Below are 23,874 nucleotides of genomic sequence, written 5' to 3' on the forward strand. Positions count from 1 at the left end.
CTCACCATCGGTGACCGCGGTCCGCCGCGGTGCCGCGCCACTCCGCCGCCGCCCCCGCCGTGGGTTTGCCCCGGCCGCGGCCGAGGCACGGCACCAGTCCGCGCGTAGAGGCACGCCGCGGCGCCGTCGTCCCAGGAGCGCCCGTGACGCTGCCGACCGTGGCCGCCTCCCCGGAGGCCCTGCAGCAGCTGCCCACCCCCGCCCGGCCGCGGCTGGACCCGGCCGACGTCCTGCTGCCCGCCGGCTACCGCGCCGAGGTGGTGCTCGCCGGGCTGTCGATGCCCTGCGGGATGGGCGTGGACGACGAGGGCACCGTCTACGTCCTGGAGGGCGGGAGCACCTGGCCCACCCGCCCGCACCTGCCCGGCCGCATCCTGCGGCTGCGCCCCGACGGCACCCTGGACGCCCTCGGTGAGGAGCCGCTGGGCGGTCCGCGGCACATCGCGCTGCGCGACGGCTCGGCCTACGTCTCCGCGAAGGGCGGCCACCAGTCGCGGATCGTGCGGTACGACCTGGCCGACGGCCGCGTGACGACCGTCGTCGACGGGCTGCCCGACGGCGGCTGGCACGAGCCCGGCGGCCCGGTCTTCGGCCCCGACGGGCTCATGTACTTCGGCCAGGGCTCGGTGTCGCAGAACGGCGTCGTCCTGCCGCAGGGCTACGTCGTCGACCTCGCCCGGCACCAGCGCGTCCACGACGTCCCCGGCGTGGACGTGACGCTGACCGGTAACAACGTCGTCACCCACGACCCGACGGCGCCCTACCCCTTCTACGCGACCACCGGCGCCTTCAAGCCCTTCGGGACCCCCGCCGAGCCCGGCGAGGTGGTGCACGGCCGGCTCAAGTGCAGCAGCGGCATCTGGCGCGCCCACCCCGACGGCAGCGGGATGGAGTTGCTCGCCTGGGGGGTGCGCAACCCGTACGGCAGGGTCTTCGCCGAGGACGGCGAGCTGTACGTCACCGACAACGACTACGAGGAGAACGGCGACCGGGCGATCGCGAACGACCCCGACCGGGTCTGGCGCATCGACGCGGCGCAGACACCGCACGGCGAGGTGGGGACGCCGGCCTGGTACGGCTTCCCGGACCTGTGCGGCGACGGCCACCCGGTCTGGCACGAGTCGCACCGGCCCACCCGCGGCCGCCCGGCCGAGCAGCTGATCGCCGACCCGCTGCCGGAGTGGGCGGGGCCGGCGGTGTGGCTGGAGCAGCCGCACTCGGCGCTGTGCGGCCTCGACGTCTCGCGCTCGGACGCCTTCGGCATGCGCGGCCTGCTGTTCGTCGCCGAGTGGGGCACCCTCGCGCCGATGAACTCCCCGCGGGCGGAGGACCTCGACCACGGCTTCCGGGTGGTCGCCGTCGACCCGACCACCGGGTCGGCCGAGCCGTTCATGACCAACCGGCACCCCGGACCGGCGTCGGCGCACGGCAGCGGCGGCATCGAGCGGCCGGTCGACGTCAGAGCCGCGCCCGACGGCAGCCTGTACGTCCTCGACTTCGGCGTCTCGACCGTCGACCCGAGCAAGCACCTGTCCTACGGGCACACCGGCGTGCTGTGGCGCGTCGTCCGCGACGGCTCCGGGGAGGCGTCGTGACGAGGACACCGCTGCTGGTCGAGCTGGACGAGGCCACCCTCGCCACCCAGCGGCAGCGCGCGGCGACCTGGCTGGCCACCCTGGCCTCGTTGCAGACCGGCTACCGGCAGCTGCTCGGCCGGACCGTGCCGCTGGTCGGCGACCCCCAGGTGCGGACCTGGCTGACCGAGCTGCACGACGCCGCGCGCCGGCACGAGGCCGCGGTCGACGAGATCGCCGCCGGCCTGGACGTCCGCCCCGCCGCCCCGCACCGGCTCACCGCACTGACCGGGGCCGTGCTCGGCCTCGGCCGGGAGCTGGCCGGCCAGGTGCAGGGCCTGCTCGCCGGCGGCAGCGGCCCGGCCTGGCGGGACCTGCGGCAGCTGACCATGTCCAACCTCGACTCGATGAGCGCCTTCGCCGTCGCCGAGCAGCTCGGCCTGGCCCTGGGCCGGCCGCGGGCGGTGGACGTCGCCTTCCGGGTCGTGTCGGAGAAGAGCGCGCACCAGCTGCTGCTGCGCGAGGTCTTCCTGGAGTTCGCCGCGGACGCGGTGCTGCACCGCCGCGACGTGTGACGCCCGTGCTCCCCCGCGGCTACGGACTGGTGGTCGCCGCCCTGGCGGGCACCTCGCTGCTGCTGTTCGCCGTGGTGGAGGCCGCCGGCGTCCCGCTGCTCACCGATCCGCTGCCCACTCTGCGGGCCGTGGGCGCGCTGGCCGCGGTGCTCGGCGTCGCCCTGCTGGTGGCCGACGTCGCCGTCCCGGTCCCGGCCAGCCTGGTGATGGTGGCCCACGGCGCGCTCTTCGGTCTGCTGCCCGGGGCCGCGCTCTCCCTGCTCGGCGGCGTGGGCGCGACCGCCGTGGGGTTCGCCGTGGGACGGCGCGGACGCGGGCTGGTCGAGCGGGTGACCACCCCGGCCCAGCGGCGGCGGGCCGACCGGCTGCTGACCCGCTGGGGCGCGCTGGCGATCGTGGTCACGCGCCCGGTCCCGGTGCTCGCCGAGACCGTGGCCGTCCTGGCCGGCACCTCGCCGCTGCGCTGGCCGGCCGCTCTGCTCGCCGCCACCGTCGGGACTGCGGTGCCCGCGGTGCTCTACGCCGCGGCGGGGGCGGCCGCGGTGGACACGGTCGACGGCGTGCTCGTCTTCGGCCTGGTCATGGCGCTGGCCGCGGTGCTCGCGCTCGCGGGACACCTGCGCTCGCGCGGTGCCCGGTCCCCGCACGCGTGACGGGCTGCCTCAGACCCGAGGCACCCAGTGCAGCACGTCGCCCCTGCTGCCCGCCCCGCCCCCGAACGCCTCCGCTGCCTCGAGGTGACGCACCGTCCGCCACTGTCCGGGGGCCCAGGCGCGCAGCACCAGCCCCTCCTCCGAGAACGCGATGAGCGCTCCGGCCTCGGTGGCCAGCATCTCGGCCTCCACCCGTTCGTCGTGGTCCTCTGCGACCTGCACCGTCCACGCCGGCATACCGTGCTCCCCCTGGCCCGGGGCGTCTGTGCGACACCCGGTGTCAGGAATCAACTCGGGGTTGCCCCCGGCCGTCAACGGCCGCGCGCGCGTCCTGGCCGTGCGTGAGGGGACCGCGCCGGACGGAATGGGCTCAGGCTCGCCAGGCCGGGCGCACCAGCCGGCGCAGGTCCGCCAGGCGGGTCGGGCGGTCCGGCCGGGTGGCGGCCCAGGTGCGTCCGCCGGTGCGCAGGCCGAACCCGATCAGCCGGCGCAGCACGAGGATCGTGGCTGCGGTGGCCAGCGCCGGCCAGCTCGGCTGCCCGACCAGCCGCAGCAGCCCGGCCGCGACGAGCAGGTCGAGGAACACCGGCAGCGCCGCGGCGGGAGAGCGGGTCGCCACCAGTGCGACGAGCCCGGCGACCAGGGCCGCCGCGGTCACCAGCAGTGCCAGCGTTGCGCCGGCGCTCTGGACGGCCGCGCTCACGTCGGCCGCGCCGGCCGCGTCGTCGTGCCGTCCTGCGCCCGGTCCTCGGCGAGCTGGCGGCGCTCCTCGTTGATCTCCCGGGCCAGGAAGTAGTTCAACGCCGTCCGGATGGCGGCGACCGCGGCCAGCTGGCCGAGCTCGCGGAAGGTGGGCGCGACCGCCGTCCGCAGCACGTCGCTGGCGAGCTGGAACTCCAGGCCCAGCGCCAGGAAGCGGCCGAGGGTCAGCCGGACGGGCACGAAGGCGCCGGCGTCCCGGTCGCGCAGGCCCACGACGACGAACCGGACGAAGGCCCACAGGGCCCCGACGACGATCACCGCGGCGCCGCACGCCTCCACCACGGGGACCAGGACGCCGAGCGCGTCCACCAGGAGTTCTTCCACCGCCGCGCCCTACCCAGCCGGGTTCCGGAACCACCCGACCCGGCCGGGTCCCCCGCTGGGCCCCGCCGCCTCAGGCCGCCGACCGGCCCAGCAGGTCGGCCAGCGTCAGGCGGCCGGCCCGCACCCGGTCGACGACGGTCACCGCGTCCAGCCCGGCACCACGGTCCGGGCCGGCGACGTCCCGCAGCAGGGCACCCCAACGGGCGGCGTGCCGGCGCATCGACCGCGCCGGGATCCCGCGCCCGCGGGCGGCCTGCCCGCTCTCGGCCAGCTCCCGCGACGCGTCGAGCAGCACCAGCCGCACGGAACGTCCGGCCCGCCACGCGGTCCGCAGGACGGCGGCCCGCCACCACGGCCGGGTCCAGGGGTCGGTGAGGACGACGACCGGCGCGGGCCCGGCGACGACGCGCAGCACCCGCACCCGGTGCCAGGCGTGCACCAGCGGCCGGACCACCCGGTACGGGACGCGGACGGCGACGGCCTGCACCCGCGCGGCGACGTCCTCGGAGTCCAGGCCGACGACCCCGGGCGCGCCGTCGGCGAGGAGCCGGCGCAGCAGGGTCGTCTTGCCGCTCCCCGGGAGCCCGCCGACGACCACCAGGACGCCGTGCGGCCCCCCGTGCCCGAAGGCCGCGGTGGGGGCAGGTCCGGTCTGCACGCTCACGTGCGGCCACCTCCTCCTGATCTCCCGCCATGGTCCCCGCCGGAGCTCGGCGACGGGGGTGGAGCAGCTGTGAGACCGCTGTGAGACCAGGGCCGTGACCTGCACGTAGGCAAGCCTCAGTTTGCTGGCGGGCCCCCGGGGGACGTGCCAACCTTGACCATGACCTCTCTCCAGGACATGCCCCAGGTCCAGAACTGCACCGTCGACAGCTGTTCGTACAACGCCGAGCACAGCTGCCACGCGGGCGCGATCACCGTGGGGGGCGACCACGCCCACTGCGGCACGTTCGTGGAGATCAGCTTCCGCGGCGGGCTGGACCGCAACGGGCTGGTCGGCGCCTGCCACCGCTCGGACTGCGTGCACAACGACAAGCTCGAGTGCCACGCCCCCGGTGTGCAGGTCGGGCCGAGCACCGACGCTGCGGACTGCTTGACATACGAGGCCAGGTGACCTGATGGAACGGCCCCGCTGCAGGGTCCCGCTGCGAGCCTGCGAGCAGTGGGGGGCAGCGGGGTCCTTCGGCTACGAGGCCAGGTAGTCCAGGTCCCCGAGCGACTCGGTCGACAACCCGCCGGCCGGGTCGGCGCGCAGCGCGCCGTCGGCCACCGCCAGCGCGGCGACCGGGTCGTCGTCGTCCACCAGGACCGCCCGGCCACCGGTGGCCACCGGGCGCAGCGCCGTGAGGACTGCGCGGCGGTCCGGCGCGGCCAGCCCCTCGGTGAGCCGGTCGACGAGCACGATCGTCGCCCCGGCCTCGCGCACGGCCTCGATCGCCTCGATGCGCCGGTCGACGTCGTCGTGCGCGGCTGCCGCGAGGCGCTGCACGCGGACGGCGGAGTGCCCGGAGGCGCAGCGGCCGCTGTCGTCGTCGAGCGCGGCCATCACCTGACGGCGGGCAGCCGCCGGGCCCAGCAGCACGGTCACGTCGCCGACCGGCAGTCGCAGCCCCACGCGGATCTCCCTCGCCTCGTGCTCCGGCCCGTCCGGACGCGGTAAGGCCAGGCTAACCTCCGCTCCGCGCTGCCGTCCACCCCCGCGGGGCAGCGGAGCGGCGCCGCCCCACGGGGGGACGGCGCCGCTCTGCTGTGCCGGTGTCAGTCGTCGGCGTCGCGGGGGCCCCACCAGCCGCGCCCCGGCATGTCCTCGTGGGTCGAGTTGACCCACTCGGTGACCTGCTGCTCCAGGTCGGCCAGCCGCTCGTCGGCCACGTCCTGGGGCATCCCGCTCTCGACGGCCTGCGCGATGCGCTCCTGCTTGGCCTGCACCAGCTCGTCGACGAGCGTGTCCACCGCGACGCCCTTCTCCTCGGCGACCTTCCCGAGCGTGGCGCCGTCGGCCTCCAGCGCGGTCCGCAGCTCGTCCGCGGTCATGCCCAGCGCCTCGGCGGCGGTGTCGAGGCCGAACCAGCCGCCGTGGTGGCCGTGCCACCCGAGGTCGGCATCGCCGAGCGTGGTGGCCACCTCGTCGGCCTGCTCCTGGCTGATCGACCCGTCCTGGACCAGGCCGGAGAGGGCGTCCTTGATCCGGTCCACGACGGACGTCGACGTGTCGCCCGTCTCATCGGTGGCCGCGACGGCGGGAACGGCCACGGCCAGTCCGGTCAGCGTCAGGGCGCCTGCTGCGGCGGCGACGACCAACTTCTTGCGCACGGTGGTCTCCTCGGTCAGCGGCCGGTGTGTCCAGCCGTCGAGGAGATGGTGTCGCGCGAACCTGTGACGGAGCTGGCAACGGCCCGTGGCCTCGCTGGGACCCTGCACCCCACCCCCGCGCACCACCCCCCGAGCCCGTGCTGGGCCCGGTGGCACGGGCCACCTCGCTGGACCCGGTGATCGGCACCCGGCTGCACGCCCTGGCCGCGCGGATCGACTGCAGCTGAGCCGCCGGGTCAGAGATCGACGGCCATGGTCCCCTCGGCCGCGCCCGGCACCGGCGCGAAGCCGGCCGACCGGTACAGGCGCACCGACGGGTTCCCGGCCTCGACGCTGAGGCCCACCCGGCCGATCCCCCGCCGGCGCGCCTCGGTGAGTGCCCGCCGCAGCAGCTCGCCTCCGATCCCCTGGCCGCGGTACCCCGACCAGACGCAGAGGCTGAGCTCCGGGACGCCGTCCGCCACGAACCCGTAGCCGGGGTCGTCGCTGTCGAGGAACAGCGCCCAGACCGCGCCCACCACCACGTCCCGGGTCTCGGCCACGAACCCGAGGTCCCCGCGCTCGGGCCGGAACAGGGTGTAGTGGCGGAGGTCGGGCCGCTCGTCGACGTCGCGGTGCGTGAACCGCTGCTCCCCCGACCAGTTCACGTTCGCCAGGGTCGCCGTCCGCAGCAGCTCGCGGTCGCCCACGGTCAGCAGCCGGGTGGTCACCCCGCGCACGTCACACGAGGAAGCGGTAGGCCGTCGTCCCGGGGGCGACGTGCTGGATGCGCAGCGGGCTGGCCTCGATCCGGGCCAGCAGCACCGGGAAGTCCGCCGCGCTGCCGAGCTCGATGCCGGTGAGCGCGGCGCCGGTCTCCCGGTTGTCGCGCTTGACGTACTCGAACAGCACGATGTCGTCGTCCGGACCGAGCACCTCGTCGAGGAAGCGCCGCAGCGCGCCGGGCTCCTGCGGGAACTCGATGAGGAAGTAGTGCTTGAGGCCGCGGTGCACCAGCGAGCGCTCCACCACCTCGCCGTAGCGGCTGACGTCGTTGTTGCCGCCCGACAGCAGGCAGACCACCGTCTGCCCCGGCTCCACCGGCACCAGCCCGCCGGTCAGCGCGGCGGTCGCCAGCGCCCCGGCGGGCTCGGCGATGACGCCGTCCACCTGGTAGAGGTCGAGCATCTCGGTGCAGATCTGGCCCTCGGGCACCGCGACCAGCTCCGCACCGGAGTTCCGCACCAGCGGGAACGTCACCTCGCCGACCCGGCGGACGGCGGCGCCGTCGACGAACGTGTCCAGGGCCGGCAGCTCCACCGGCTCCCCGGCCGCCAGCGCCGCGGCCATGCTCGCCGCCCCGGCCGGCTCGACGCCGATGATGCGGGTGCCGGGGCTGTGCTGCCGCAGCCACGTGGCGCAGCCGGCCAGCAGGCCACCGCCGCCGACGGGGAGGACGACGACGTCCGGCGGGGCGGGCAGCTGCTCGAGGAGCTCGAGGGCGACGGTCCCCTGCCCGACCACGGTGGGGACGGCGTCGAAGGCGGGCACCAACGTCGCGCCGGTGTCCCGCGCGTGCGCCAGCGCGGCGGCCGCGGCCTCGTCGTAGGTGTCGCCGGTGACGACCAGGTCGACCATCTCCCCGCCGAGCGCGGCGATGCGGTCGCGCTTCTGCCGCGGCGTCGTCCCCGGGACGACGACCGAGCCGCGCACCCCCAGCGCCCGGCAGGCGTAGGCGACGCCCTGCCCGTGGTTGCCGGCGCTGGCGCACACGACCCCGGCGGCCTGCCGACCGGCGTCCAGCTGGCTGATCGTGTTGTAGGCGCCGCGGATCTTGTAGGACCGGCCGACCTGCAGGTCCTCGCGCTTGAGCCAGACGTCGGCCCCGGTCGCCTGCGACAGCCGCGCGTTGCGCTGCAGCGGCGTCCGCTCCACCACCCCGGCCAGCCGGCGGGCGGCCGCCTCAATCTCGGCGCCGAGGCGCTGCGCCGTCCAGGGGTCTGCGACGTCGAGGAGGTTCTCCACGCTCCCATCCTCCCCGTCCGGACCGCGCGGACCCCGACCGGCCGGGACCGCGCTCGACCGGCCCGGCGGACACGACGGCCGCACACTGGGGAGGTGAGCCCGGAGGCCCCCGACAGCCCGCTGAGCAGGCGCGGCGTCGTCCGCCTGCTGAACACCACCGGCGGGCGGCTGCTCTGCCTGGCCGGCGCGGTCGACGCCGCCGCCGTCGACGCGTTCTGGCGCCGCTACGGCCGCGAGCCGGCACGCGTCGACCGCATCGACGCCCGGTCGGTGACCGCGCTGTCCGAGCCCGGCGCGGAGCTGCTGCTCGACCACGTCGAGGCCGCCGAGCTGGCCGGCCGTCCCGTGGAGCTGCGCCCCTCCCCCGCGGTCACCCGGGTGCTCACCGGCCGGGAGCCCGGCGCCCGCACCGGCTGACCCCGCGGTTGCCCCAGGACGTCGACCTCTCAGGACGTCGATGTCGAGGCCGGGCACGGCCGGACCCCGGGTTCCCCAGCCCCGGATCAGCTCCCCGAAGCGCGGAGCTCTCGTCGATGGCGGCCTGCGCGGCCGGGAGACCGGGCCGATGTCGAAGCCGTGGATCATGCCGTCGCAGCGCTGCACGTCGGCGCGGACACCGGCGACCTGCAGCGCTGCCCGCGGGCCTCGCCCTCGTCGCGCAGCAGGTCGTACTCCGCCGTGACGACGACCGCCGGGGCAGGGCGCTCAGGTCGGCGCCGCGCAGCGGGGACGACCGGGCGTCCTCGGCGTCCTCGGCGTCCTCCCAGGCTCCGGCGTGGTGGCCGTGGAACCAGTCATGGTGTCCTCCTCGAGGAAGTAGGCCTTGGCGTTCCCCACGCGGGAGGGGTACTCGCCCTCGGCGTCGACCGCGGGGTGGACGAGGAACTGCCCGACCAGCGGGGTGCCGTCGGCGGTCAGCCGGTGGGCCACGACGGCGGCCGGTTGCCATGCACTTCTGGCCCTCACCTACGCCCTGACGCGCATCAGCGCGCACGAGGGCGACGGCGAGCTCGCGCTGTTCTTCGACGACCCACGCCGCGGCACGAGCGGCGGGTGCGCGACCTGCTGCGGCGGGACCCGCGGCGGATGCCCGGCCAGCAACAGGTCGCCGCCGCGCTGCACACGAGCGTGCGGACGCTGCGCCGGCCCCTCGACGAGGAGGGGACGGACTTGCGCGCCGTCGTCGAGCAGGTCGCCGAGCGCATCGGCTACTCGGAGGCCTCGAGTTCCGTGCCCGCCTCCCGGCGCTGGACGAGCGTCAGCCCGCGCCGCTGGGCGCAGGCCGCGCGCCCGCGTCGGCGGGGACGCCGGCCGGCCGAGCGTCCCGACCGGCGTGGGTGGAGTGGCTACACCGCGGGTACCCCGGCGGCCATGAGCGGGAAGTCGGCGGAGGACTACGCGGCGGACTACACGGACCCGGAGCTGCGCGCGCGGCTCAAGGAGGAGATCAAGGCGGGCGACCGCGGCGGGCAGCCCGGGCAGTGGAGCGCCCGCAAGAGCCAGCTGCTCACGCACGAGTACGAGGCGCACGGCGGCGGCTACCGGCACGAGGGCGAGCGCACGGAGTCGCAGGAGCACCTGCGGGAGTGGACCGACCAGGAGTGGCACACCGCGGACGGCGGCGACCGCGCCCGCGGCGCCGACGGGACCCGGCGCTACCTGCCCGACGCCGCCTGGCAGCTGCTCACCGACGACGAGAAGGCGGCCACCGACCGGCGCAAGCAGGAGGGCGACGAGCAGCACGTGGCCAACACCGACGCGGCCAAGGAGGCCCGGAAGGCCGCCGAGCTGCTCGACGTCGACGCCGCCGAGGCCCGCAAGCGGGTGTCGGCGATGAGCGGCGACTCCCAACTCGACCGCGCCGAGCGGGCCGAGCGCGAGCTGGGCAAGGGCCGCAAGACGGTGCTCGAGGCGATCGAGCGCCGGCGCGAGCGCACCTGACCCGCCGCGGCCGGGCCCCGTCCCGCGCTCCCATCCGGAACGGCATCGACCGCGCCGCCGCGCCGGGGGATCGTTCCTGGCAGAGTCCCAGGAGGGCACGGGGTGAGCGGCGGATCGCTCGCCGCGGCCCGGTCGTCCGGGAGTCGAGCAGGGTGGGGGGGGGCGGGGGGGGGGGGCCGGGGGGGGGGGGGGGGGGGGGGGGGGGGGGGGCCGGGGGCCCCCCCCCCCCCCCCCCCCCCGACGAGCACCGCCGCCACACCGATGGCGGCGAGGACGCCGGCGAGGGCGATCACCCACACCGTGGCCGAGCCCCGCTCCCCCGACATCCGGGACCGGAGGCTCACCCCGCCTCCTCCGCGGTGCCCGGCTCGCGCCGGCTCACCGCGGAGGCCGAGACCGGGACCCGCAGCGGGACCGGGCCCAGCGGCGCCACCTCCGCCGTCACCGTGACGGTGACGGCGGACCCGCCGACGGCCACCGTGGTCGTCGCCCCGTCGGGGGCGGCCTGCCCGGCGAGCGCGGTCACCAGCGCGGTGTCCTCACCCCGGGCGGCCGCCCTGGCACCCTCGCGGGCCGCGTCGATGCACCGCAGCTGGGCCCCGACGACGGTCACCGCGGCGACGGCGCCGGCGAGCACGAGCAGCAGCACCGGCAGCGCCACCGCCGTCTCCGCCGTCACCATGCCCGCCTCACCGCGGACGGGGCCGCGCCGCCGCGGGACCATCAGGACAGGGTGGCCAGTGCGTCGGCCACCAGGGCGCTGAGCCCCTCGACGACGGAGCCGCCGGTGACGACGCGGTACAGCACGGCGGCGAAGGCGCAGGCCGCGACGGTGCCGACGGCGTACTCGGCGGTGCTCATCCCGGCCTCGGCGGCGGCCTGGACCCGGGCCCAGCGCGCTCGCAGGCGGCGAGGTGCCGCCTCGTGCACCGGGGCCCCAGCTGCGTCGGGCAGTTCCTCGTCGGGTCGGGTCTCGCAGGGTGCGGTCACGGTGCCTCCTCGGGATCGCGGCCCGCCTCCCGGGCCGTCGCCGTCGACCCTCGCGACGTCGGCGGCCCGGGCCCAGGTCCGCGACGGATCTGTGGACGCCGCCGCACGCTGTGGACGCCGGCCGCGGGCCTCAGCCGAAGACGTCGGCGGCGATGCCGAGCACCAGCGGCACCACGCCCAGGCAGAGGAAGGCCGGCAGGAAGCAGGCGCCGAGGGGCGCCAGCACCCACACCCCGGCCCGGCGGACCGCGGCGTCGACGCGGCTGCGCTCACCGGCGCGGGCGTCGGCGGCCAGCGACCGCAGCGCCGGGACGACGGTCGACCCCGACTCGCCGGCGCGCACCAGCGCCCGGCCGAGGACGGCCAGCCCCGGAGGCACGTCGGCCCACGCCCGTCGCGGCGCCGCACCCAGCCGGTACAGGCCGGCGACCGTGGCCAGCTCGGGGCCGAGCGGACCGGGCAGGGCGGTGGCCACGGCGGCCAGGGCGCCGCCCACGGGCAGCCCCGCCTCCAGGCAGACCGCGAGCAGGTCGCAGGCCACCGGCAGGTCCGCTTCCGGAGCCGGGCCGGCCCGTCCGCCCTCCTGCGCGCCACGGCGCAGCAGTCGCTCTCCGCCGACCGCGACCAGCCCGGCCACCCCGGCTCCCGTCGCGCCGCCGACCAGCAGGCCGGCGGCCAGGCCGGCGGCACCGGCCAGCAGCCACCGCCTCCGCAGGTCGGCGGGGCCGGGCCCGGCTGCGGTCGTCCCGTCCCGGTCGGCCAGCCACCGGGCACGGACGGCCACGGGCGAGCGGGCCGGCCAGCAGAGCAGCGCGGCCGCTCCCAGCAGCGCCACCGCGGTGGTGCTCACCGGGCGGCCCGCGACACCAGCCGCGCCGACCAGGCCAGCCCGGCGACCTCCAGCCCCACGCCGGCCACCAGCAGCAGCTGGCCGGTGAGCGTCGTGGTCAGCACCTGCCACGGGTCGGCTCCCACGCCCCCACCCATGACCAGCCCCAGCACCGGGAGCCCGGCCAGCAGCGCCGCGCTGGCCCGCGACCCGGCGGTGGCCGAGCGCAGCTCCAGCCGTTGCCGCGACCGGGCACGCAGGTCGTCCTCGACCGCGCCGACGACCGCGGCCAGCGAGCAACCGGTGCGTGCGCTCAGCCGTGCGGCCGCCGCCACCCGGTCCAGCGCCCGCCCGAGTTCACCGCCGCACTCCCCGCCGCCGTCCTCGGGGAAGCGGAGCGCCCGGGCGAGCGCCCGGCCGCTGTCCTCGTCCGCGCAGGCGGCGACGGCGGCGCGGGTGGCCTCGTCCAGCGAGCGACCACCGCGCAGCTCCGCGGCCAAGGCGGTCAGCGCCTCGACCAGCGCGGCCAGCCGCGCCTCCTCCTCCACGCCCGCCCGGCGACGCAGCTCGGCCCGGGCCGCGAGCGCCGCGCAGCCGCCGGCCAGGGCCGCCACCAGCGGAGTGCTGAGCAGCGCCGCGACCGCGCCGGCGACGACCGCGGCGACGGCCGGCAGCGGGACCCCGGCGGTCGGGCGGGGGACGGCGTCCCAGCGGCGGGTCAGCGAACGCCGGCGCTCCCGGCGCAGCGCCGCGTGGCCCGGCCACAGCGCCAGGGCGGCGGCGAGCAGCAGCAGCCCGCCGGTCACCCGCACCCCGCCGACAGCAGCTCCGACAGCCGTGGCGCGCCCGGGCAGGGGCCGCCGCCGGCGCGCCAGGCGGACTCCACGACGACGAGGTCCCCGGCGCGGCGGACCACGCCGATCTCCTCGACCCGCCGTCCCGACGGCGACCTGCGCAGGTGCACCACCACGGACAGGGCCGCGGCCGCCTGGCTGTGCACGGCCAGCCGGTCGAGGCCGGCTGCGACGCCGAGCGCCTCCAGCCGCGCGGGGACCTCGGCCGGCCGGTTGGCGTGCAGGGTGCTCACACCCCCGTCGTGCCCGGTGTTGAGCGCGGTGAGCAGGTCGGTGACCTCCGCGCCGCGGACCTCGCCCACCACCAGCCGGTCGGGCCGCATCCGCAGCGCCTGGCGGACCAGGTCGCGCAGCGTCACCTCCCCGACGCCCTCGACGTTGGGCGGCCGGGTGGCCAGCCGGACGACGTGCGGGTGCGCCGGCACCAGCTCCGGGGCGTCCTCGCAGAGCACCAGCCGCTCGCCGCCCGGGACGAGGCCGAGCAGCGCCGACAGCAGCGTCGTCTTGCCCGAGCCGGTGCCGCCGGTGACCAGGAAGGCCAGCCGCCGGGCGACCAGCGCCCGCAGCAGCTCCCCGGACGCCCCGGGGAGGGCGCCGCGCGCGGCCAGGTCGGCGAAGGACAGCGAGGCCCGGCGCAGCACCCGCAGCGACAGGCAGGTGCCGCTGCCCGACACGGGTGGCAGCACCGCGTGCAGCCGGGTGCCGTCGGGCAGGCCGGCGTCCACCCAGGGCGCGGCGTCGTCGAGCCGCCGTCCGGCCGCGGCGGCGAGGCGGACGGCGAGGCGGCGCACCGCGTCCTCGTCCGGGAAGCGCACCAGCGTGCGCTCCAGGCCGCTGCCGCGGTCGACCCAGACCTCGTCCGGGCCGTTGACCAGCACGTCGCTCACACCCGGCTCGCGCAGCAGCGGCTCCAGCGGACCCGCCCCGGCCAGCTCGTCGACCGCGTCACGGACCGCCTGCAGCACGTCGTCGTCGCCGAGCAGGCCGCCGGACTCCTCCCGCACCAGCGCGGCCACGGCGGCCCGCGTCGGGACCCCGGGCTCGAGGACCAGCCGCGCACGGACCCGGTCGACCAGCGCCCCGCTCACGCCGCGGCCCCGTCCACCGTGGCCAGCTCGGCCAGCAGCCGGCGGGACAGCGCCCCCAGGGGCGAGCGCGCCCCCACCTGCGGCGGCCGGCCCTGCTCCCCGCGGGGCAGCGCGCTGCGGTCGGTGCCCAGCTCGCACAGCACCGGACGGCCGACCACGTCGGCGACCTCGTCGGCGGACAGCCCGCCGGCCACCGGCCGGACCACCAGCTGCGCTGCGGACCACGCCGCCGGCCGGCCGTCCCCGCCCGGCTCGACGAGCAGCCGGGCCGCCGACGCCGCCCGAAGCCGGGCCGGGACGACGAGCACCGCGAGGTCGGCCTCGGCCAGCACGGTGCCGGTGACCTCGGGGCCCGCGGTGCGGGGCAGGTCGACGACCACCGGCCAGCCGCCCGCCCGCGCCGCCTCGACGACCGCGGCCAGCGCCTCGGCCGGGACCTCGCCGGGCGCCGAACGCGAGGCGGCGAGCACCGACACGCCCCCGACCTCCGGGAGCGCCGCCATGAGCGCGTCGCCGGCCACCCGGCCGCGCAGCCCCGCGAGGTCCGGCCAGCGCAGGCCCTCGTCGCGCTCGGCACCGAGCAACAGGTCCAGGCCGCCGCCCCAGCCGTCGGTGTCGACCAGCAGGACGCCGTCGCCACCCGGCGCGGCGGTGAGTGCCAGCGCCGCCGCCACCGTGCTCACCCCCGCCCCGCCGCAGCTCCCGCCCACCACGACGAGCCGGCCGCGGTCGACCGGACGGCGCAGCGCCGAGGCCACCCGGGAGACCAGCCAGCCCTCGTCGGCCGGCAGCACCGCCACCCGCTCGGCGCCCTGCTCGACCGCGGCCGCCCAGACCGGCGCCGGGGGCTCCTCCACCGCGACGACGACCACGCCGGGACGACGGGGCAGCCCCCGCACCGGCGCGGACGCCAGGACGTCGGCGCCGAGCAGCACCAGGGGCGCCTCCCGGTGGGCGCGGCGCAGCGCCGGGCCGCCCGTGGCGACCTCCGGCTCGGCGCCGGCCGCGGCGAGCAGCCGCAGCAGGTCGTCGAGCAGGTCCTCGTCGGCGCTGGCGACGAGCGGGCGGGGCGGCGGGGACCGGAACGCGGACACGCCGACCAGCCCACCGCCGGGGCGGACGTGCCGCGAGGGGCGGCCGCGATCTGTGGATGACCCGTGCGGGTGTGGACGGCGCAGTGCGCCGCGTCACAACGGTGTCGCCCACTTACAGTCGTGAACCGTGACCCGCGCAGCGGCGTTCTTCGACCTGGACAAGACGGTCATCGCCAAGTCCAGCACCCTGGCCTTCGGCCGCCCGTTCTTCCAGGGCGGGCTGATCAACCGGCGCGCCGTCCTCAAGGGCGCCTACGCACAGTTGGTCTTCTCCCTCTCCGGCGCCGACGCGCAGCAGATGGAGCGCATGCGGGCGCAGATCACCGAGATGTGCACCGGGTGGGACGTCACCACCGTGCACGAGATCGTGCGAGAGACGCTGCACGACATCGTCGAGCCGATGGTCTACGCCGAGGCCGCCGACCTCATCGAGGAGCACCGGGCGGCCGGCCGGGAGATCGTCATCGTCTCCAGCAGCGGCGCGGAGATGGTCGAGCCGATCGGCGAGATGCTCGGCGTCGACCGCGTGGTGGCCACCCGCATGGTGACCGTCGACGGCCGCTACACCGGCGAGATCGACTTCTACGCCTACGGGGAGAACAAGGCCGTCGCCCTCCGGCAGGTGGCCGCCGAGAGCGGCTACGACCTGGCCGACTGCTACGCCTACAGCGACTCGGTCACCGACCTGCCGATGCTCTCGGCGGTCGGGCACCCGACCGCGGTCAACCCCGACCGGGCGCTGCGGAAGGCGGCGACCGAGCACGGCTGGCCGGTGCTGGAGTTCACCTGGCCGGTGACCATGCGCTCGCGCTTCCCGGTCCCGTCGGCCCCGGTGGTCACCGGTGCGGCGATGAGCGTGGGCGCCGCCGTGGCCGGTCTGGCCTGGTACGCCCGCAGGCGGGCCCTCCGGGTGGTCGCCGAGACGCCGCCGGCGCCCGGCCGCTGGTGGCGCCGCGGCGCCTGAAGGAGGACCCGCCCCGACCGGGGCCCGTCCCGAGGCTCGCCCCGAGCCCTGACGGCCCCCTTGCAGGGTCCCGCCGCGAGCCTGCGAGTGGTGGGGGGCAGGGGGGTCCTCCACGAGGAGGGCGGGGTCCTCCCGCTGCAGCGGGGCCGTTCCAGCACCTCACAGCGGCAGGCGCTCGCGCACCCGCTCCACGAGCGTGCGCACCACGGACACCGGCCGGAACGCCCGCGCCGCCGCGGTCAGCGCGGCCTGCTCGTCCGGCCGCAGGTCTATGTCGGCCGCCGCCGCGTTGGCCTCGACCTGGGCGACGCTGGAGGCCCCGGGGATCACGACCACCCGCGGCAGGGAGACCAGCCACGCCAGCGCGATCTGCGCGGGCGCGACGTCGTGGGCCGCGGCGACCTCGCGGAGGACGTCGAGCAGCGGCTCGGCGCGGCGCAGGTTCTCGGTGCCGAAGAGCGGGTTGGCCGCGCGGACGCCACCGGGCCGGTTGTCCACGCCGTACCGCCCGCCGAGCAACCCCTGGGCCAGCGGGCTGTAGGCCATGACCATCCGGCCCTCGCGCTCGGCGAAGGGCACCAGGTCGTCGAGGGCCGACGGCGCGGCCAGCGAGAAGTGCACCTGGTTGCTGACCACCGGCCGGCCGAGGGCGGCGTCGGCCGCCTGCCAGCGCTCCAGCGAGTAGTTGGAGACGCCGACGGTCCCGATGCGGCCCGCGTCGAGCAGCTCGCGCATCCCGGGCATGGTCACCGAGTCGGGCACCACCGGGTTGGGCTGGTGCACCTGGTAGAGCGGCACGCGGTCCAGCCCGAGGCGGCGCGCGCTGCCGGCCAGCCGGCTGCGGACGACCGGCGGGAACGGGGCCACCGGGAAGAGCTTGGTGGCGACGACGACGTCCGCCCGTTCCTCGCCCAGCGCCTCCCCGAGGATCCGCTCGCTGCGGCCGAAGCCGTAGACCTCCGCGGTGTCGAACAGGGTGACGCCCAGCTCGCGGGCCCGCCGGACGATCGCCCTGGCCTCACCGGAGGCGTAGGCGTCGCCGTAGCCCCACTCGCGGGAGCCGAACTGCCAGGTGCCCAGGCCCACGCGGCTGACCGCACCGAGCCCGTCGACGTCGAGGTGTCGCACGGGCGCCAGTCTGCCCGCTGGTCAGCCGCGGAGCAGGGCCTCGGCGATCGCCAGTCCCTCCAGCGCCCCGTGCTCGGTGGCGCGGCAGCAGTGCACCAGCCACCCCGCCACACCGTCGGGCTGCCCCGAGGCGTAGCCGGCCAGCGCGCGGGCGTACTCCTCGCGGCCGAACTCGGCGAAGCCGACCTCGGGCACCGACACCGCCTTCGGGTCCAGCCCGCGGGTGATGCCGGTCAGCCGCGCCGCGGCGCGCGCGACCACGCCGTCGGCGGTGCCGAACGGGGCGATCGCGGCCAGCTCACCGTGCACGACCGCGGCCAGGACGACGGCCGGCACCGAGCTCTCCCCCGTGACCAGGGAGAACAACCCGCCGAGCCGCGGTCCGGCGTGCGCGCCCGGACGACCGAGGTCGGCACGGTCGGCGAGGTCCGCCGCGGCCAGCACGTGCAGCCGGGCCAGCACCTGGCCCGGCGCCCGGGTCCAGGTCTCCTGCATCGAGCCGAGCGCGACCGAGGCGCGCAGCGCACCCTGCACGACGGGGTCGTCGACCTGACCCGCCCGCAGGTCGGCCAGCGGGACGTCGACCCCCTCCAGGGCCGCGGAGGCCCGGGCGCCGCGCAGCGCCGACTCCGTGCTGACCTCGGCCGAACGGTTGCGCATCAGCCGGTGCCGCAGCAGGCGGTCGATCCCGCTGCGGGCGGCCTCGGCGGCGTCCCGCACGCCGGGCAGGTCGAGCAGCGGGGCCAGCGGGTCGGCGGCGGGGCGGGCCGCGGGGCGGCCGGCGCCGGGACGCACGGGGATCGTCACGCACCGACGGTACGAGGCGGGCCGCGGGAACCGGCGGCACCCTGGTTACGCTGCCTGCCACCATGGCCCGGCCCCTGACCCTCCTGCTCGTCCGCCACGGGCAGAGCGAGTGGAACGCCGCGGGGCTCATGCAGGGCCAGACCGCGCACGTGCCGCTGACCGAGCTCGGGCACGCCCAGGCGGCCGCGGCGGCACGGGAGCTGGTGGCGCTGCGTCCGGCGGCGCTCGTCTCCAGCGACCTGCGGCGCGCGGTGCAGACCGCCGAGCACTGCGCCCGCGCCACGGGCCTGCCGCTGACGACCACGCCGGCGCTGCGCGAGCAGGGCTACGGGGTGCTCGAGGGCCGGCCCTCGCGGGAGCTGTGGGACCTCGTCGACTGGACCGACCCGCACTGGGCGGCGCCGGGCGGGGAGAGCCTGGCCGAGCTGCACGCCCGCGTCGGCGCGTACCTGAAGGCCCTGTGCGCCGACCCGCCGGCCGAGGTGGTGGCGCTGGTGACCCACGGCGACACGATCCGGGCCGCCCAGGCGGTCGCCGCCGGGTTGGGGCCGGACGCGATGCCCGCGGTGACCCCGCACAACGGCACGGTGACCCCGCTGGAGCTCCTGCTGTGAGCGGCACGACGGCGCCGGGCGGGCGATGAGCAGGGTCCTCGTGCTGGGCGGGTCGCGGTCGGGCAAGTCCGCGCACGCCGAGTCGCTGGTGGCCGACGCCGGCGACGTCACCTACCTGGCGACCTCGCCCCCGGTCCCGGGCGACGCCGAGTGGGCCGAGCGGGTCGCCGCGCACCGGGCCCGCCGTCCCCCGGGGTGGACGACGCTGGAGACGACCGCGCCCAGCGACCTGCTGCGCCGCGGCACCGTGCTCGTCGACAGCATCACCACCTGGGTGGCCGCGCTGATGGACCAGACCGGCGTTTGGACCGACGAGCCCGGCGCGTCGGACCGCCTGGCCCGCCGCTGCGACGCGCTGGTCGAGGCCTGGACGATGACGCCCGCGCACGTGGTCGCGGTGTCGGACGAGGTGGGGCTGGGGGTGGTGCCCGAGACCCGCGCCGGACGGCTGTTCCGCGACACCCTCGGCTCGGTCAACCAGCGGTTGGCCGGCACCGCCGACGAGGTGTGGTTCGTGGTGGCCGGGCTGCCGCAGCGGCTGCGATGAGGTGGACCGGTCCCCTGGAGTCCGCGGCGCTGCTGACCGTCCTGCGGGTACCGGCGCGGGCGGCGGCGTCGACCCGCGGCGTGCTGCCGTGGGCGCCGCTGGTCGGGCTCGTGCTCGGCGCCCTGTCGGCCGGGGTTGGCGTGGCAGGCGCGCACCTCGTCTCGCCGCTCACCGGCGCGGTGCTGGCCGTTGCGGTGCTGGCGGCGCTGACCCGCGGCCTGCACCTGGACGGCCTGGCCGACACCGCCGACGGGCTGGGCCCGCTGCGCGGCCGCGAGCGGGCCCTCGAGGTGATGCGGCAGGGGGACGTCGGCCCCTTCGGCGTGGTGGCGGTGCTGCTCACCGTGCTGCTGCAGGTCGCCGCCGCGGCCACCCTGCTCGAGGCCGAACGGGGCTGGACCGCGCTCGCGGCGGCACCGCTGGTCGCCCGGCTCGCGATGGCGCGCACCGGGCTGACCGGCGTCCCGGTGGCCGCGGGCTCCGCGCTCGGGCAGTCGGTCGCCGGCACGGTCTCGGCGCGCTGGCTGGCCGGCTGGGTGCTCCTCACCGGGGCGCTGCTGACCGTCGCCGACCGGGCGCTGGTGGCGGGCGCCGCCGCCGGTCTGCTCGCGGCCGAGCTGCTCCTGCGCCGGGCGCGCGCCCGGCTGGGCGGCGTCACCGGCGACGTGATGGGGGCGATGGGCGAGACGGCGGCCGCGGTCACCCTGCTGGTGACCGCGGCCGTCCTCCCCTGGTGACGTCCTGGAACGGCCCCCTCGCAGGGCCCCGCGCCGAGCGAAGCGAGGCGTGGGGGGCGAGGGGGTCCTTCTTCAGCGGCGGCGCAGGAGGCCGCCGAGCAGTCCGCCCAGGCCGGAGGACGCGGGGGTCGCCCGGCCCCGCCCGGCGCGGCCGGTGGTCGCGCGGCCGTAGCCGCGGCCGGCGGTGCCCAGTCCGCCCATCCCGCGGCCCGTGCGGCGGCCGCCCGTCACGCCCGCCGTCCCCCGTGCGGTGGCACGGCCGCCGCGGGAGGCGCTGCGCGCAGTGTTCTCTGCCGTGCCCATCAGTCGTCCGAGGATGCTCATGGCAGGGACGTACCCCAGGTCGCGGCGGCGATGCACGATCGTCAGGACCGGGTCGACGCCGGGGTCTCCCCGCCCTCCAGGTCGCCCTCGGTGTCGAGGTAGGCCTGCTGCAGCTCGGCCAGCAGCTGCGGGTCCGGCTCGGCCCACATCCGCCGGTCGACGGCCTCCAGCAGCCGCTCGGCGATGCCGTGCAGCGCCCACGGGTTGGACTGCTCGAGGAAGGCGCGGTTCTCCGGGTCGAGCACGTAGGTCTGCGCCAGCTTCTCGTACATCCAGTCGGCGACCACGCCGGTGGTGGCGTCGTAGCCGAACAGGTAGTCGACCGTCGCGGCCAGCTCGAAGGCGCCCTTGTAGCCGTGCCGGCGCATCGCCGCCAGCCACTTCGGGTTGACCACGCGGGCGCGGAACACCCGGGCGGTCTCCTCGGTCAGCGACCGAGTGCGCACCGACTCCGGCCGGGTCGAGTCGCCGATGTAGGCGGCCGGCGCGCGCCCGGTCAGCGCGCGGACCGTCGCCACCATCCCGCCGTGGTACTGGAAGTAGTCGTCGGAGTCGGCGATGTCGTGCTCGCGGGTGTCGACGTTCTTCGCCGCGACCGCGATCCGCCGGTAGGCCGCCTCCATGTCCGGGCGGGCCTGCACGCCGTCCAGCCCGCGGCCGTAGGCGTAGCCGCCCCAGACGGCGTAGACCTCGGCCAGGTCGGCGTCCCCCCGCCAGTCGCGGGAGTCGATCAGCGGCAGCAGCCCGGCCCCGTAGGCGCCGGGCTTGGAGCCGAACACGCGGGTGGTGGCCCGCCGGCGGTCGCCGTGGCCGGCGACGTCGGCGTCCACGTGGGCGCGGACGAGGTTCTGCTCGGCGGGCTCGTCCAGCCCCGCCACCAGGGTCACCGCGTCGTCCAGCATGGTCACCACGTGCGGGAAGGCGTCCCGGAAGAACCCGGAGATCCGCACGGTCACGTCGATGCGCGGGCGCCCGAGCTCGTCGAGCGGGATCGGCTCCAGGCCGGTCACCCGCCGCGAGGCGTCGTCCCACACCGGGCGGACGCCGAGCAGCGCGAGCACCTCGCCGACGTCATCCCCCGAGGTGCGCATCGCCGAGGTGCCCCACACGGACAGCCCCACCGAGGCCGGGTACTCCCCGGTGTCGGCGAGGTAGCGCTCGACGAGGGAGTCGGCCATCGCCTGGCCGGTCTCCCAGGCCAGCCGCGACGGGATCGCGCGGGGGTCGACCGAGTAGAAGTTGCGGCCGGTCGGCAGCACGTTGACCAGGCCGCGCAGCGGCGAGCCCGACGGCCCGGCCGGCACGTAGCCGCCCTCCAGGGCGTGCAGCGTCGCGTCCATCTCGTCGGTGGTGCGCTCCAGCCGGGGCACCACCTCGTCGACGGCGAAGCGCAGCACCGCCTCGACGCGCTCGTCGGGACGCCCCAGGACCTCGGCGACCACCGACGGCACGGCGTCGGGTGCCCAGCCGCGGGCCTCCATGGCCGTCACCAGGGCGGCAGCGGAGGCCTCCACCGCGTCGGTCTCGACCCGGCCGGCGGAGCCGTCCTCGGTCAGGCCGAGCGCCTCCCGCAGCCCGGGCAGCGCCACCGTGCCGCCCCAGATCTGCCGGGCGCGCAGCACCGCCAGCACCAGGTCGACGCGGTCCTGGCCGGACGGCGGGGTGCCGAGCACGTGCAGCCCGTCGCGGATCTGCGAGTCCTTGATCTCGCAGAGCCAGCCGTCGACGTGCAGGATCATCTCGTCGAAGTGGTCGTCCTCGGGCCGCTCGTCGAGCCCCAGGTCGTGGTCGAGCTTGGCCGCCTGCAGCAGCGTCCAGATCTGCGCCCGGACGGCGGGCAGCTTCGCCGGGTCCATCGCCGCGACGTTGGCGTGCTCGTCGAGCAGCTGCTCGAGCCGGGCGATGTCGCCGTAGGAGTCGGCGCGGGCCATCGGCGGCACCATGTGGTCGACCAGCGTGGCGTGCGCACGACGCTTGGCCTGCGAGCCCTCACCCGGGTCGTTGACCAGGAACGGGTAGACCAGCGGCAGGTCGCCGAGGGCGGCGTCCGGGGCGCAGGACGCCGACAGGCCCACCGTCTTGCCCGGCAGCCACTCCAGGTTGCCGTGCTTGCCGACGTGCACCAGCGCGTGCGCGCCGAACACCGACCGCAGCCACCAGTAGGCGGCCAGGTAGTGGTGGGACGGCGGCAGGTCCGGGTCGTGGTAGATCGCGATCGGGTTCTCCCCGAAGCCGCGCGGCGGCTGGACCATCACCACGACGTTGCCCGCCCGCAGCGCGGCGAAGACGATGTCGTCCCCGTCCACGAACAGCGACCCGGGCGCCTCGCCCCAGTGCGACACCATCGCCTCGCGCAGGTCGGCCGGCAGCGTGTCGAAGAAGGCGCGGTACTGCGCTGCCGGGATGCGCACCGGGTTGCCCGACAGCTGCTCCTCGGTCAGCCAGTCGGCGTCCTGGCCACCCGCGGCGATGAGCGCGTGCACCAGCGCGTCGCCGTCCAGGTCGGCCACGCCGGGCAGCGCGTCGGGCCCGTCGAACGGCCCGACGTCGTACCCGGCGCCGTGCATCGCGGCCAGCAGCCGGACGACGGACGCCGGGGTGTCCAGGCCGACCGCGTTGCCGATGCGGGCGTGCTTGGTCGGGTAGGCGCTCAGCATCACGACGACGCGGCGCTCCGCGGGCGGGGTGTGCCGCAGCCGGGCGTGCGCGACGGCGGTGCCGGCCACGCGGGCGGCCCGCTCGGGGTCGGCGACGTAGCTGGTCAGCCCGTCGGCGTCGGTCTCCTTGAAGGAGAACGGCACGCTGATCAGCCGGCCGTCGAACTCCGGGATCGCGACCTGGTTGCCGACGTCGAGCGGGGAGAGCCCGTCGTCGTCGGCCACCCACTCCTCGCGGGAACGGGTCAGGCACAGCCCCTGGACGACCGGCACGTCGAGCGCGGCCAGCTGTCCGACGTCCCACGCGCCGTCGTCCCCGCCGGCCTGCGCGGTGGCCGGCCGGGAGCCGCCCGCGGCGAGCACGGTGACCACCAGGGCGTCGGCGGTGCGCAGGACGTCGAGCAGCTCGTCGGAGACGCTGCGCAGCGACGAGGTGAAGACCGGCAGCGCGGTGCCCCCGGCGTCCTCGATGGCACCGCACAGCGCCTCGACGAACGCGGTGTTCCCGGCCAGGTGGTGCGCCCGGTAGTAGAGGACGGCGACGGTGGGACCGGTGCCCGTGGACGGCCGCTCCAGCACGCCCCAGTCCGGCGCGACGACCGGCGGCTCGAAACCCTCGCCGGTGAGCAGCACGGTGTCGGACAGGAAGCGGTGCAGCTGCACCAGGTTGTCCGGGCCGCCCTGCGCCAGGTAGCCGTGCGCCTCGGTCGCCACCCCCATCGGGACGGTGGACAGCTCCATCAGCTCGGCGTCGGGCAGCGCCTCCCCGCCGAGGACGACGACCGGCGCGGGCCCGGCCAGCAGCGGCGCGAGCAGCTCCTCGTACTGCCGCCGCACGCCGAGGATGCGGACGACGACGAGGTCCGTGCCGGCGGCGAGCGCGGCGACGCCCGCGTCGTCCAGGCGGGCGGGGTTGCCCAGCCGCCAGTCGGCGCCGCTGGCGCGGGCGGAGAGGAGGTCGGTGTCGCTGGTCGACAGCAGCGTGAACACCGACGGCACGCTACCGGGCGGAGCTGGCACCTCGCGGCCAGGACCCGGCCGGGAACCGCTGGGTGTTCCCCGGGCAAGAGGCGGTGCGGGCCGCGGCGGAGTCGG

General features: G+C 77.2%; 29 protein-coding genes. 10 read left to right on the forward strand and 19 right to left on the reverse strand.

Features of this window, described 5'->3' with window-relative positions; all coding sequences use genetic code 11:
* Window positions 1–143 precede the first annotated feature (143 nt).
* The 3 genes from ACI79G_RS04975 to ACI79G_RS04985 are packed head-to-tail and all read left to right on the forward strand — an operon-like array spanning window position 144 to window position 2,802.
* Window positions 144–1,595, forward strand: a complete 1,452-nt coding sequence (locus ACI79G_RS04975) for a PQQ-dependent sugar dehydrogenase (RefSeq protein ID WP_456880038.1) — start codon at window positions 144–146, stop codon at window positions 1,593–1,595.
* The gene (locus tag ACI79G_RS04980; protein WP_456880039.1) at window positions 1,592–2,149 is read left to right on the forward strand and encodes a hypothetical protein; all 558 of its coding nucleotides are present in this window, start codon (window positions 1,592–1,594) and stop codon (window positions 2,147–2,149) included. The genes ACI79G_RS04975 and ACI79G_RS04980 overlap by 4 nt, the downstream gene beginning before the upstream one ends.
* Window positions 2,146–2,802 (forward strand): TVP38/TMEM64 family protein, encoded by a 657-nt coding sequence (locus ACI79G_RS04985; RefSeq protein WP_456880040.1) that lies wholly within the window; start codon window positions 2,146–2,148, stop codon window positions 2,800–2,802. Before ACI79G_RS04980 ends, ACI79G_RS04985 begins: the two co-directional genes overlap by 4 nt.
* Window positions 2,803–2,811: 9 nt before the next feature.
* Here the strand turns inward: ACI79G_RS04985 and ACI79G_RS04990 are convergent, their stop codons facing one another.
* The 4 genes from ACI79G_RS04990 to ACI79G_RS05005 all read right to left on the reverse strand — a co-directional run bounded on the left by ACI79G_RS04990 (window position 2,812) and on the right by ACI79G_RS05005 (window position 4,552).
* Window positions 2,812–3,039 (reverse strand): hypothetical protein, encoded by a 228-nt coding sequence (locus ACI79G_RS04990; RefSeq protein WP_456880041.1) that lies wholly within the window; start codon window positions 3,037–3,039, stop codon window positions 2,812–2,814.
* A 133-nt stretch (window positions 3,040–3,172) separates the two neighbouring features.
* A complete protein-coding gene (locus tag ACI79G_RS04995; RefSeq protein WP_456880042.1) occupies window positions 3,173–3,505 on the reverse strand; it encodes a hypothetical protein in 333 nt (110 codons plus the stop codon).
* Window positions 3,502–3,888, reverse strand: coding sequence for a DUF1622 domain-containing protein (locus tag ACI79G_RS05000; RefSeq protein WP_456880043.1), 387 nt, complete (start codon window positions 3,886–3,888; stop codon window positions 3,502–3,504). Before ACI79G_RS05000 ends, ACI79G_RS04995 begins: the two co-directional genes overlap by 4 nt.
* A gap of 70 nt (window positions 3,889–3,958) precedes the next feature.
* Window positions 3,959–4,552 carry an AAA family ATPase gene (locus ACI79G_RS05005; protein ID WP_456880044.1) on the reverse strand — a complete coding sequence of 198 codons (594 nt, stop codon included), beginning with the start codon at window positions 4,550–4,552 and terminating at the stop codon, window positions 3,959–3,961.
* 159 nt (window positions 4,553–4,711) lie between these two features.
* Here ACI79G_RS05005 and ACI79G_RS05010 point away from each other — a divergent pair, with 159 nt between their 5' ends.
* Window positions 4,712–5,002, forward strand: a complete 291-nt coding sequence (locus tag ACI79G_RS05010; protein WP_456880045.1) for a DUF1540 domain-containing protein — start codon at window positions 4,712–4,714, stop codon at window positions 5,000–5,002.
* A 72-nt stretch (window positions 5,003–5,074) separates the two neighbouring features.
* On the opposite strand, the gene ACI79G_RS05015 is transcribed toward ACI79G_RS05010, so the two are convergent.
* From ACI79G_RS05015 to ilvA, 4 genes are all read right to left on the reverse strand, one after another.
* Window positions 5,075–5,503, reverse strand: coding sequence for a hypothetical protein (locus ACI79G_RS05015; protein ID WP_456880046.1), 429 nt, complete (start codon window positions 5,501–5,503; stop codon window positions 5,075–5,077).
* A 143-nt stretch (window positions 5,504–5,646) separates the two neighbouring features.
* Entirely contained in the window at window positions 5,647–6,201 is a 555-nt protein-coding gene (locus ACI79G_RS05020; RefSeq protein WP_456880047.1) for a hypothetical protein, read from the reverse strand.
* A 236-nt stretch (window positions 6,202–6,437) separates the two neighbouring features.
* Window positions 6,438–6,911, reverse strand: coding sequence for an N-acetyltransferase family protein (locus tag ACI79G_RS05025; RefSeq protein WP_456880048.1), 474 nt, complete (start codon window positions 6,909–6,911; stop codon window positions 6,438–6,440).
* Between the two features lie 10 nt (window positions 6,912–6,921).
* Window positions 6,922–8,205: a threonine ammonia-lyase IlvA gene (gene ilvA, locus ACI79G_RS05030; protein WP_456880049.1), complete on the reverse strand. Its 1,284-nt coding sequence runs from the start codon at window positions 8,203–8,205 to the stop codon at window positions 6,922–6,924.
* A 93-nt stretch (window positions 8,206–8,298) separates the two neighbouring features.
* Between ilvA and ACI79G_RS05035 the strand changes: the two genes are divergently transcribed.
* The gene (locus ACI79G_RS05035) at window positions 8,299–8,622 is read left to right on the forward strand and encodes a hypothetical protein (protein WP_456880050.1); all 324 of its coding nucleotides are present in this window, start codon (window positions 8,299–8,301) and stop codon (window positions 8,620–8,622) included.
* Window positions 8,623–8,910: 288 nt separating this feature from the next.
* Here ACI79G_RS05035 and ACI79G_RS05040 read toward each other — a convergent pair whose 3' ends face one another.
* Window positions 8,911–9,135: a hypothetical protein gene (locus ACI79G_RS05040; protein ID WP_456880051.1), complete on the reverse strand. Its 225-nt coding sequence runs from the start codon at window positions 9,133–9,135 to the stop codon at window positions 8,911–8,913.
* Between the two features lie 123 nt (window positions 9,136–9,258).
* Between ACI79G_RS05040 and ACI79G_RS05045 the strand changes: the two genes are divergently transcribed.
* Window positions 9,259–10,146, forward strand: a complete 888-nt coding sequence (locus tag ACI79G_RS05045) for a hypothetical protein (protein ID WP_456880052.1) — start codon at window positions 9,259–9,261, stop codon at window positions 10,144–10,146.
* A 340-nt stretch (window positions 10,147–10,486) separates the two neighbouring features.
* Here the strand turns inward: ACI79G_RS05045 and ACI79G_RS05050 are convergent, their stop codons facing one another.
* The 6 genes from ACI79G_RS05050 to ssd all read right to left on the reverse strand — a co-directional run bounded on the left by ACI79G_RS05050 (window position 10,487) and on the right by ssd (window position 15,001).
* Window positions 10,487–10,870, reverse strand: coding sequence for a TadE family type IV pilus minor pilin (locus tag ACI79G_RS05050; protein ID WP_456880053.1), 384 nt, complete (start codon window positions 10,868–10,870; stop codon window positions 10,487–10,489).
* The gene (locus ACI79G_RS05055; RefSeq protein WP_456880054.1) at window positions 10,870–11,136 is read right to left on the reverse strand and encodes a DUF4244 domain-containing protein; all 267 of its coding nucleotides are present in this window, start codon (window positions 11,134–11,136) and stop codon (window positions 10,870–10,872) included. Before ACI79G_RS05055 ends, ACI79G_RS05050 begins: the two co-directional genes overlap by 1 nt.
* Window positions 11,137–11,266: 130 nt before the next feature.
* On the reverse strand, window positions 11,267–11,986 hold the full coding sequence (locus ACI79G_RS05060; RefSeq protein ID WP_456880055.1) for a type II secretion system F family protein: 720 nt from the start codon (window positions 11,984–11,986) through the stop codon (window positions 11,267–11,269).
* Complete coding sequence (locus ACI79G_RS05065; RefSeq protein ID WP_456880056.1) at window positions 11,983–12,771, reverse strand: type II secretion system F family protein; 789 nt, start codon at window positions 12,769–12,771, stop codon at window positions 11,983–11,985. The genes ACI79G_RS05060 and ACI79G_RS05065 overlap by 4 nt, the downstream gene beginning before the upstream one ends.
* Window positions 12,768–13,907, reverse strand: coding sequence for a TadA family conjugal transfer-associated ATPase (locus ACI79G_RS05070; RefSeq protein ID WP_456880057.1), 1,140 nt, complete (start codon window positions 13,905–13,907; stop codon window positions 12,768–12,770). The genes ACI79G_RS05065 and ACI79G_RS05070 overlap by 4 nt, the downstream gene beginning before the upstream one ends.
* A complete protein-coding gene (ssd, locus tag ACI79G_RS05075) occupies window positions 13,904–15,001 on the reverse strand; it encodes a septum site-determining protein Ssd (protein WP_456880058.1) in 1,098 nt (365 codons plus the stop codon). Before ssd ends, ACI79G_RS05070 begins: the two co-directional genes overlap by 4 nt.
* 127 nt (window positions 15,002–15,128) lie before the next feature.
* Here ssd and ACI79G_RS05080 point away from each other — a divergent pair, with 127 nt between their 5' ends.
* Window positions 15,129–15,965 carry an HAD family hydrolase gene (locus tag ACI79G_RS05080; RefSeq protein ID WP_456880059.1) on the forward strand — a complete coding sequence of 279 codons (837 nt, stop codon included), beginning with the start codon at window positions 15,129–15,131 and terminating at the stop codon, window positions 15,963–15,965.
* Window positions 15,966–16,124: 159 nt separating this feature from the next.
* Here the strand turns inward: ACI79G_RS05080 and ACI79G_RS05085 are convergent, their stop codons facing one another.
* Together ACI79G_RS05085 and ACI79G_RS05090 are read right to left on the reverse strand one after the other, a co-directional pair.
* The gene (locus ACI79G_RS05085; protein WP_456880060.1) at window positions 16,125–17,093 is read right to left on the reverse strand and encodes an aldo/keto reductase; all 969 of its coding nucleotides are present in this window, start codon (window positions 17,091–17,093) and stop codon (window positions 16,125–16,127) included.
* A gap of 21 nt (window positions 17,094–17,114) precedes the next feature.
* On the reverse strand, window positions 17,115–17,900 hold the full coding sequence (locus tag ACI79G_RS05090; RefSeq protein ID WP_456880061.1) for an oxidoreductase: 786 nt from the start codon (window positions 17,898–17,900) through the stop codon (window positions 17,115–17,117).
* A 62-nt stretch (window positions 17,901–17,962) separates the two neighbouring features.
* On the opposite strand from ACI79G_RS05090, the gene ACI79G_RS05095 reads away from it, so the two are divergent.
* Genes ACI79G_RS05095 through ACI79G_RS05105 form a run of 3 tightly spaced genes read left to right on the forward strand, consistent with a single transcriptional unit; the run spans window position 17,963 to window position 19,798 of the window.
* Window positions 17,963–18,514, forward strand: coding sequence for a histidine phosphatase family protein (locus ACI79G_RS05095; protein ID WP_456880062.1), 552 nt, complete (start codon window positions 17,963–17,965; stop codon window positions 18,512–18,514).
* A gap of 25 nt (window positions 18,515–18,539) precedes the next feature.
* The gene (gene cobU, locus ACI79G_RS05100) at window positions 18,540–19,061 is read left to right on the forward strand and encodes a bifunctional adenosylcobinamide kinase/adenosylcobinamide-phosphate guanylyltransferase (RefSeq protein ID WP_456880063.1); all 522 of its coding nucleotides are present in this window, start codon (window positions 18,540–18,542) and stop codon (window positions 19,059–19,061) included.
* The gene (locus tag ACI79G_RS05105) at window positions 19,058–19,798 is read left to right on the forward strand and encodes an adenosylcobinamide-GDP ribazoletransferase (RefSeq protein ID WP_456880064.1); all 741 of its coding nucleotides are present in this window, start codon (window positions 19,058–19,060) and stop codon (window positions 19,796–19,798) included. Before cobU ends, ACI79G_RS05105 begins: the two co-directional genes overlap by 4 nt.
* A 72-nt stretch (window positions 19,799–19,870) precedes the next feature.
* On the opposite strand, the gene ACI79G_RS05110 is transcribed toward ACI79G_RS05105, so the two are convergent.
* Entirely contained in the window at window positions 19,871–20,101 is a 231-nt protein-coding gene (locus tag ACI79G_RS05110) for a hypothetical protein (protein ID WP_456880065.1), read from the reverse strand.
* 62 nt (window positions 20,102–20,163) lie between these two features.
* Complete coding sequence (cobN, locus tag ACI79G_RS05115) at window positions 20,164–23,769, reverse strand: cobaltochelatase subunit CobN (protein ID WP_456880066.1); 3,606 nt, start codon at window positions 23,767–23,769, stop codon at window positions 20,164–20,166.
* Window positions 23,770–23,874: the final 105 nt, after the last annotated feature.

This window comes from Geodermatophilus sp. SYSU D00779 (assembly GCF_054050595.1).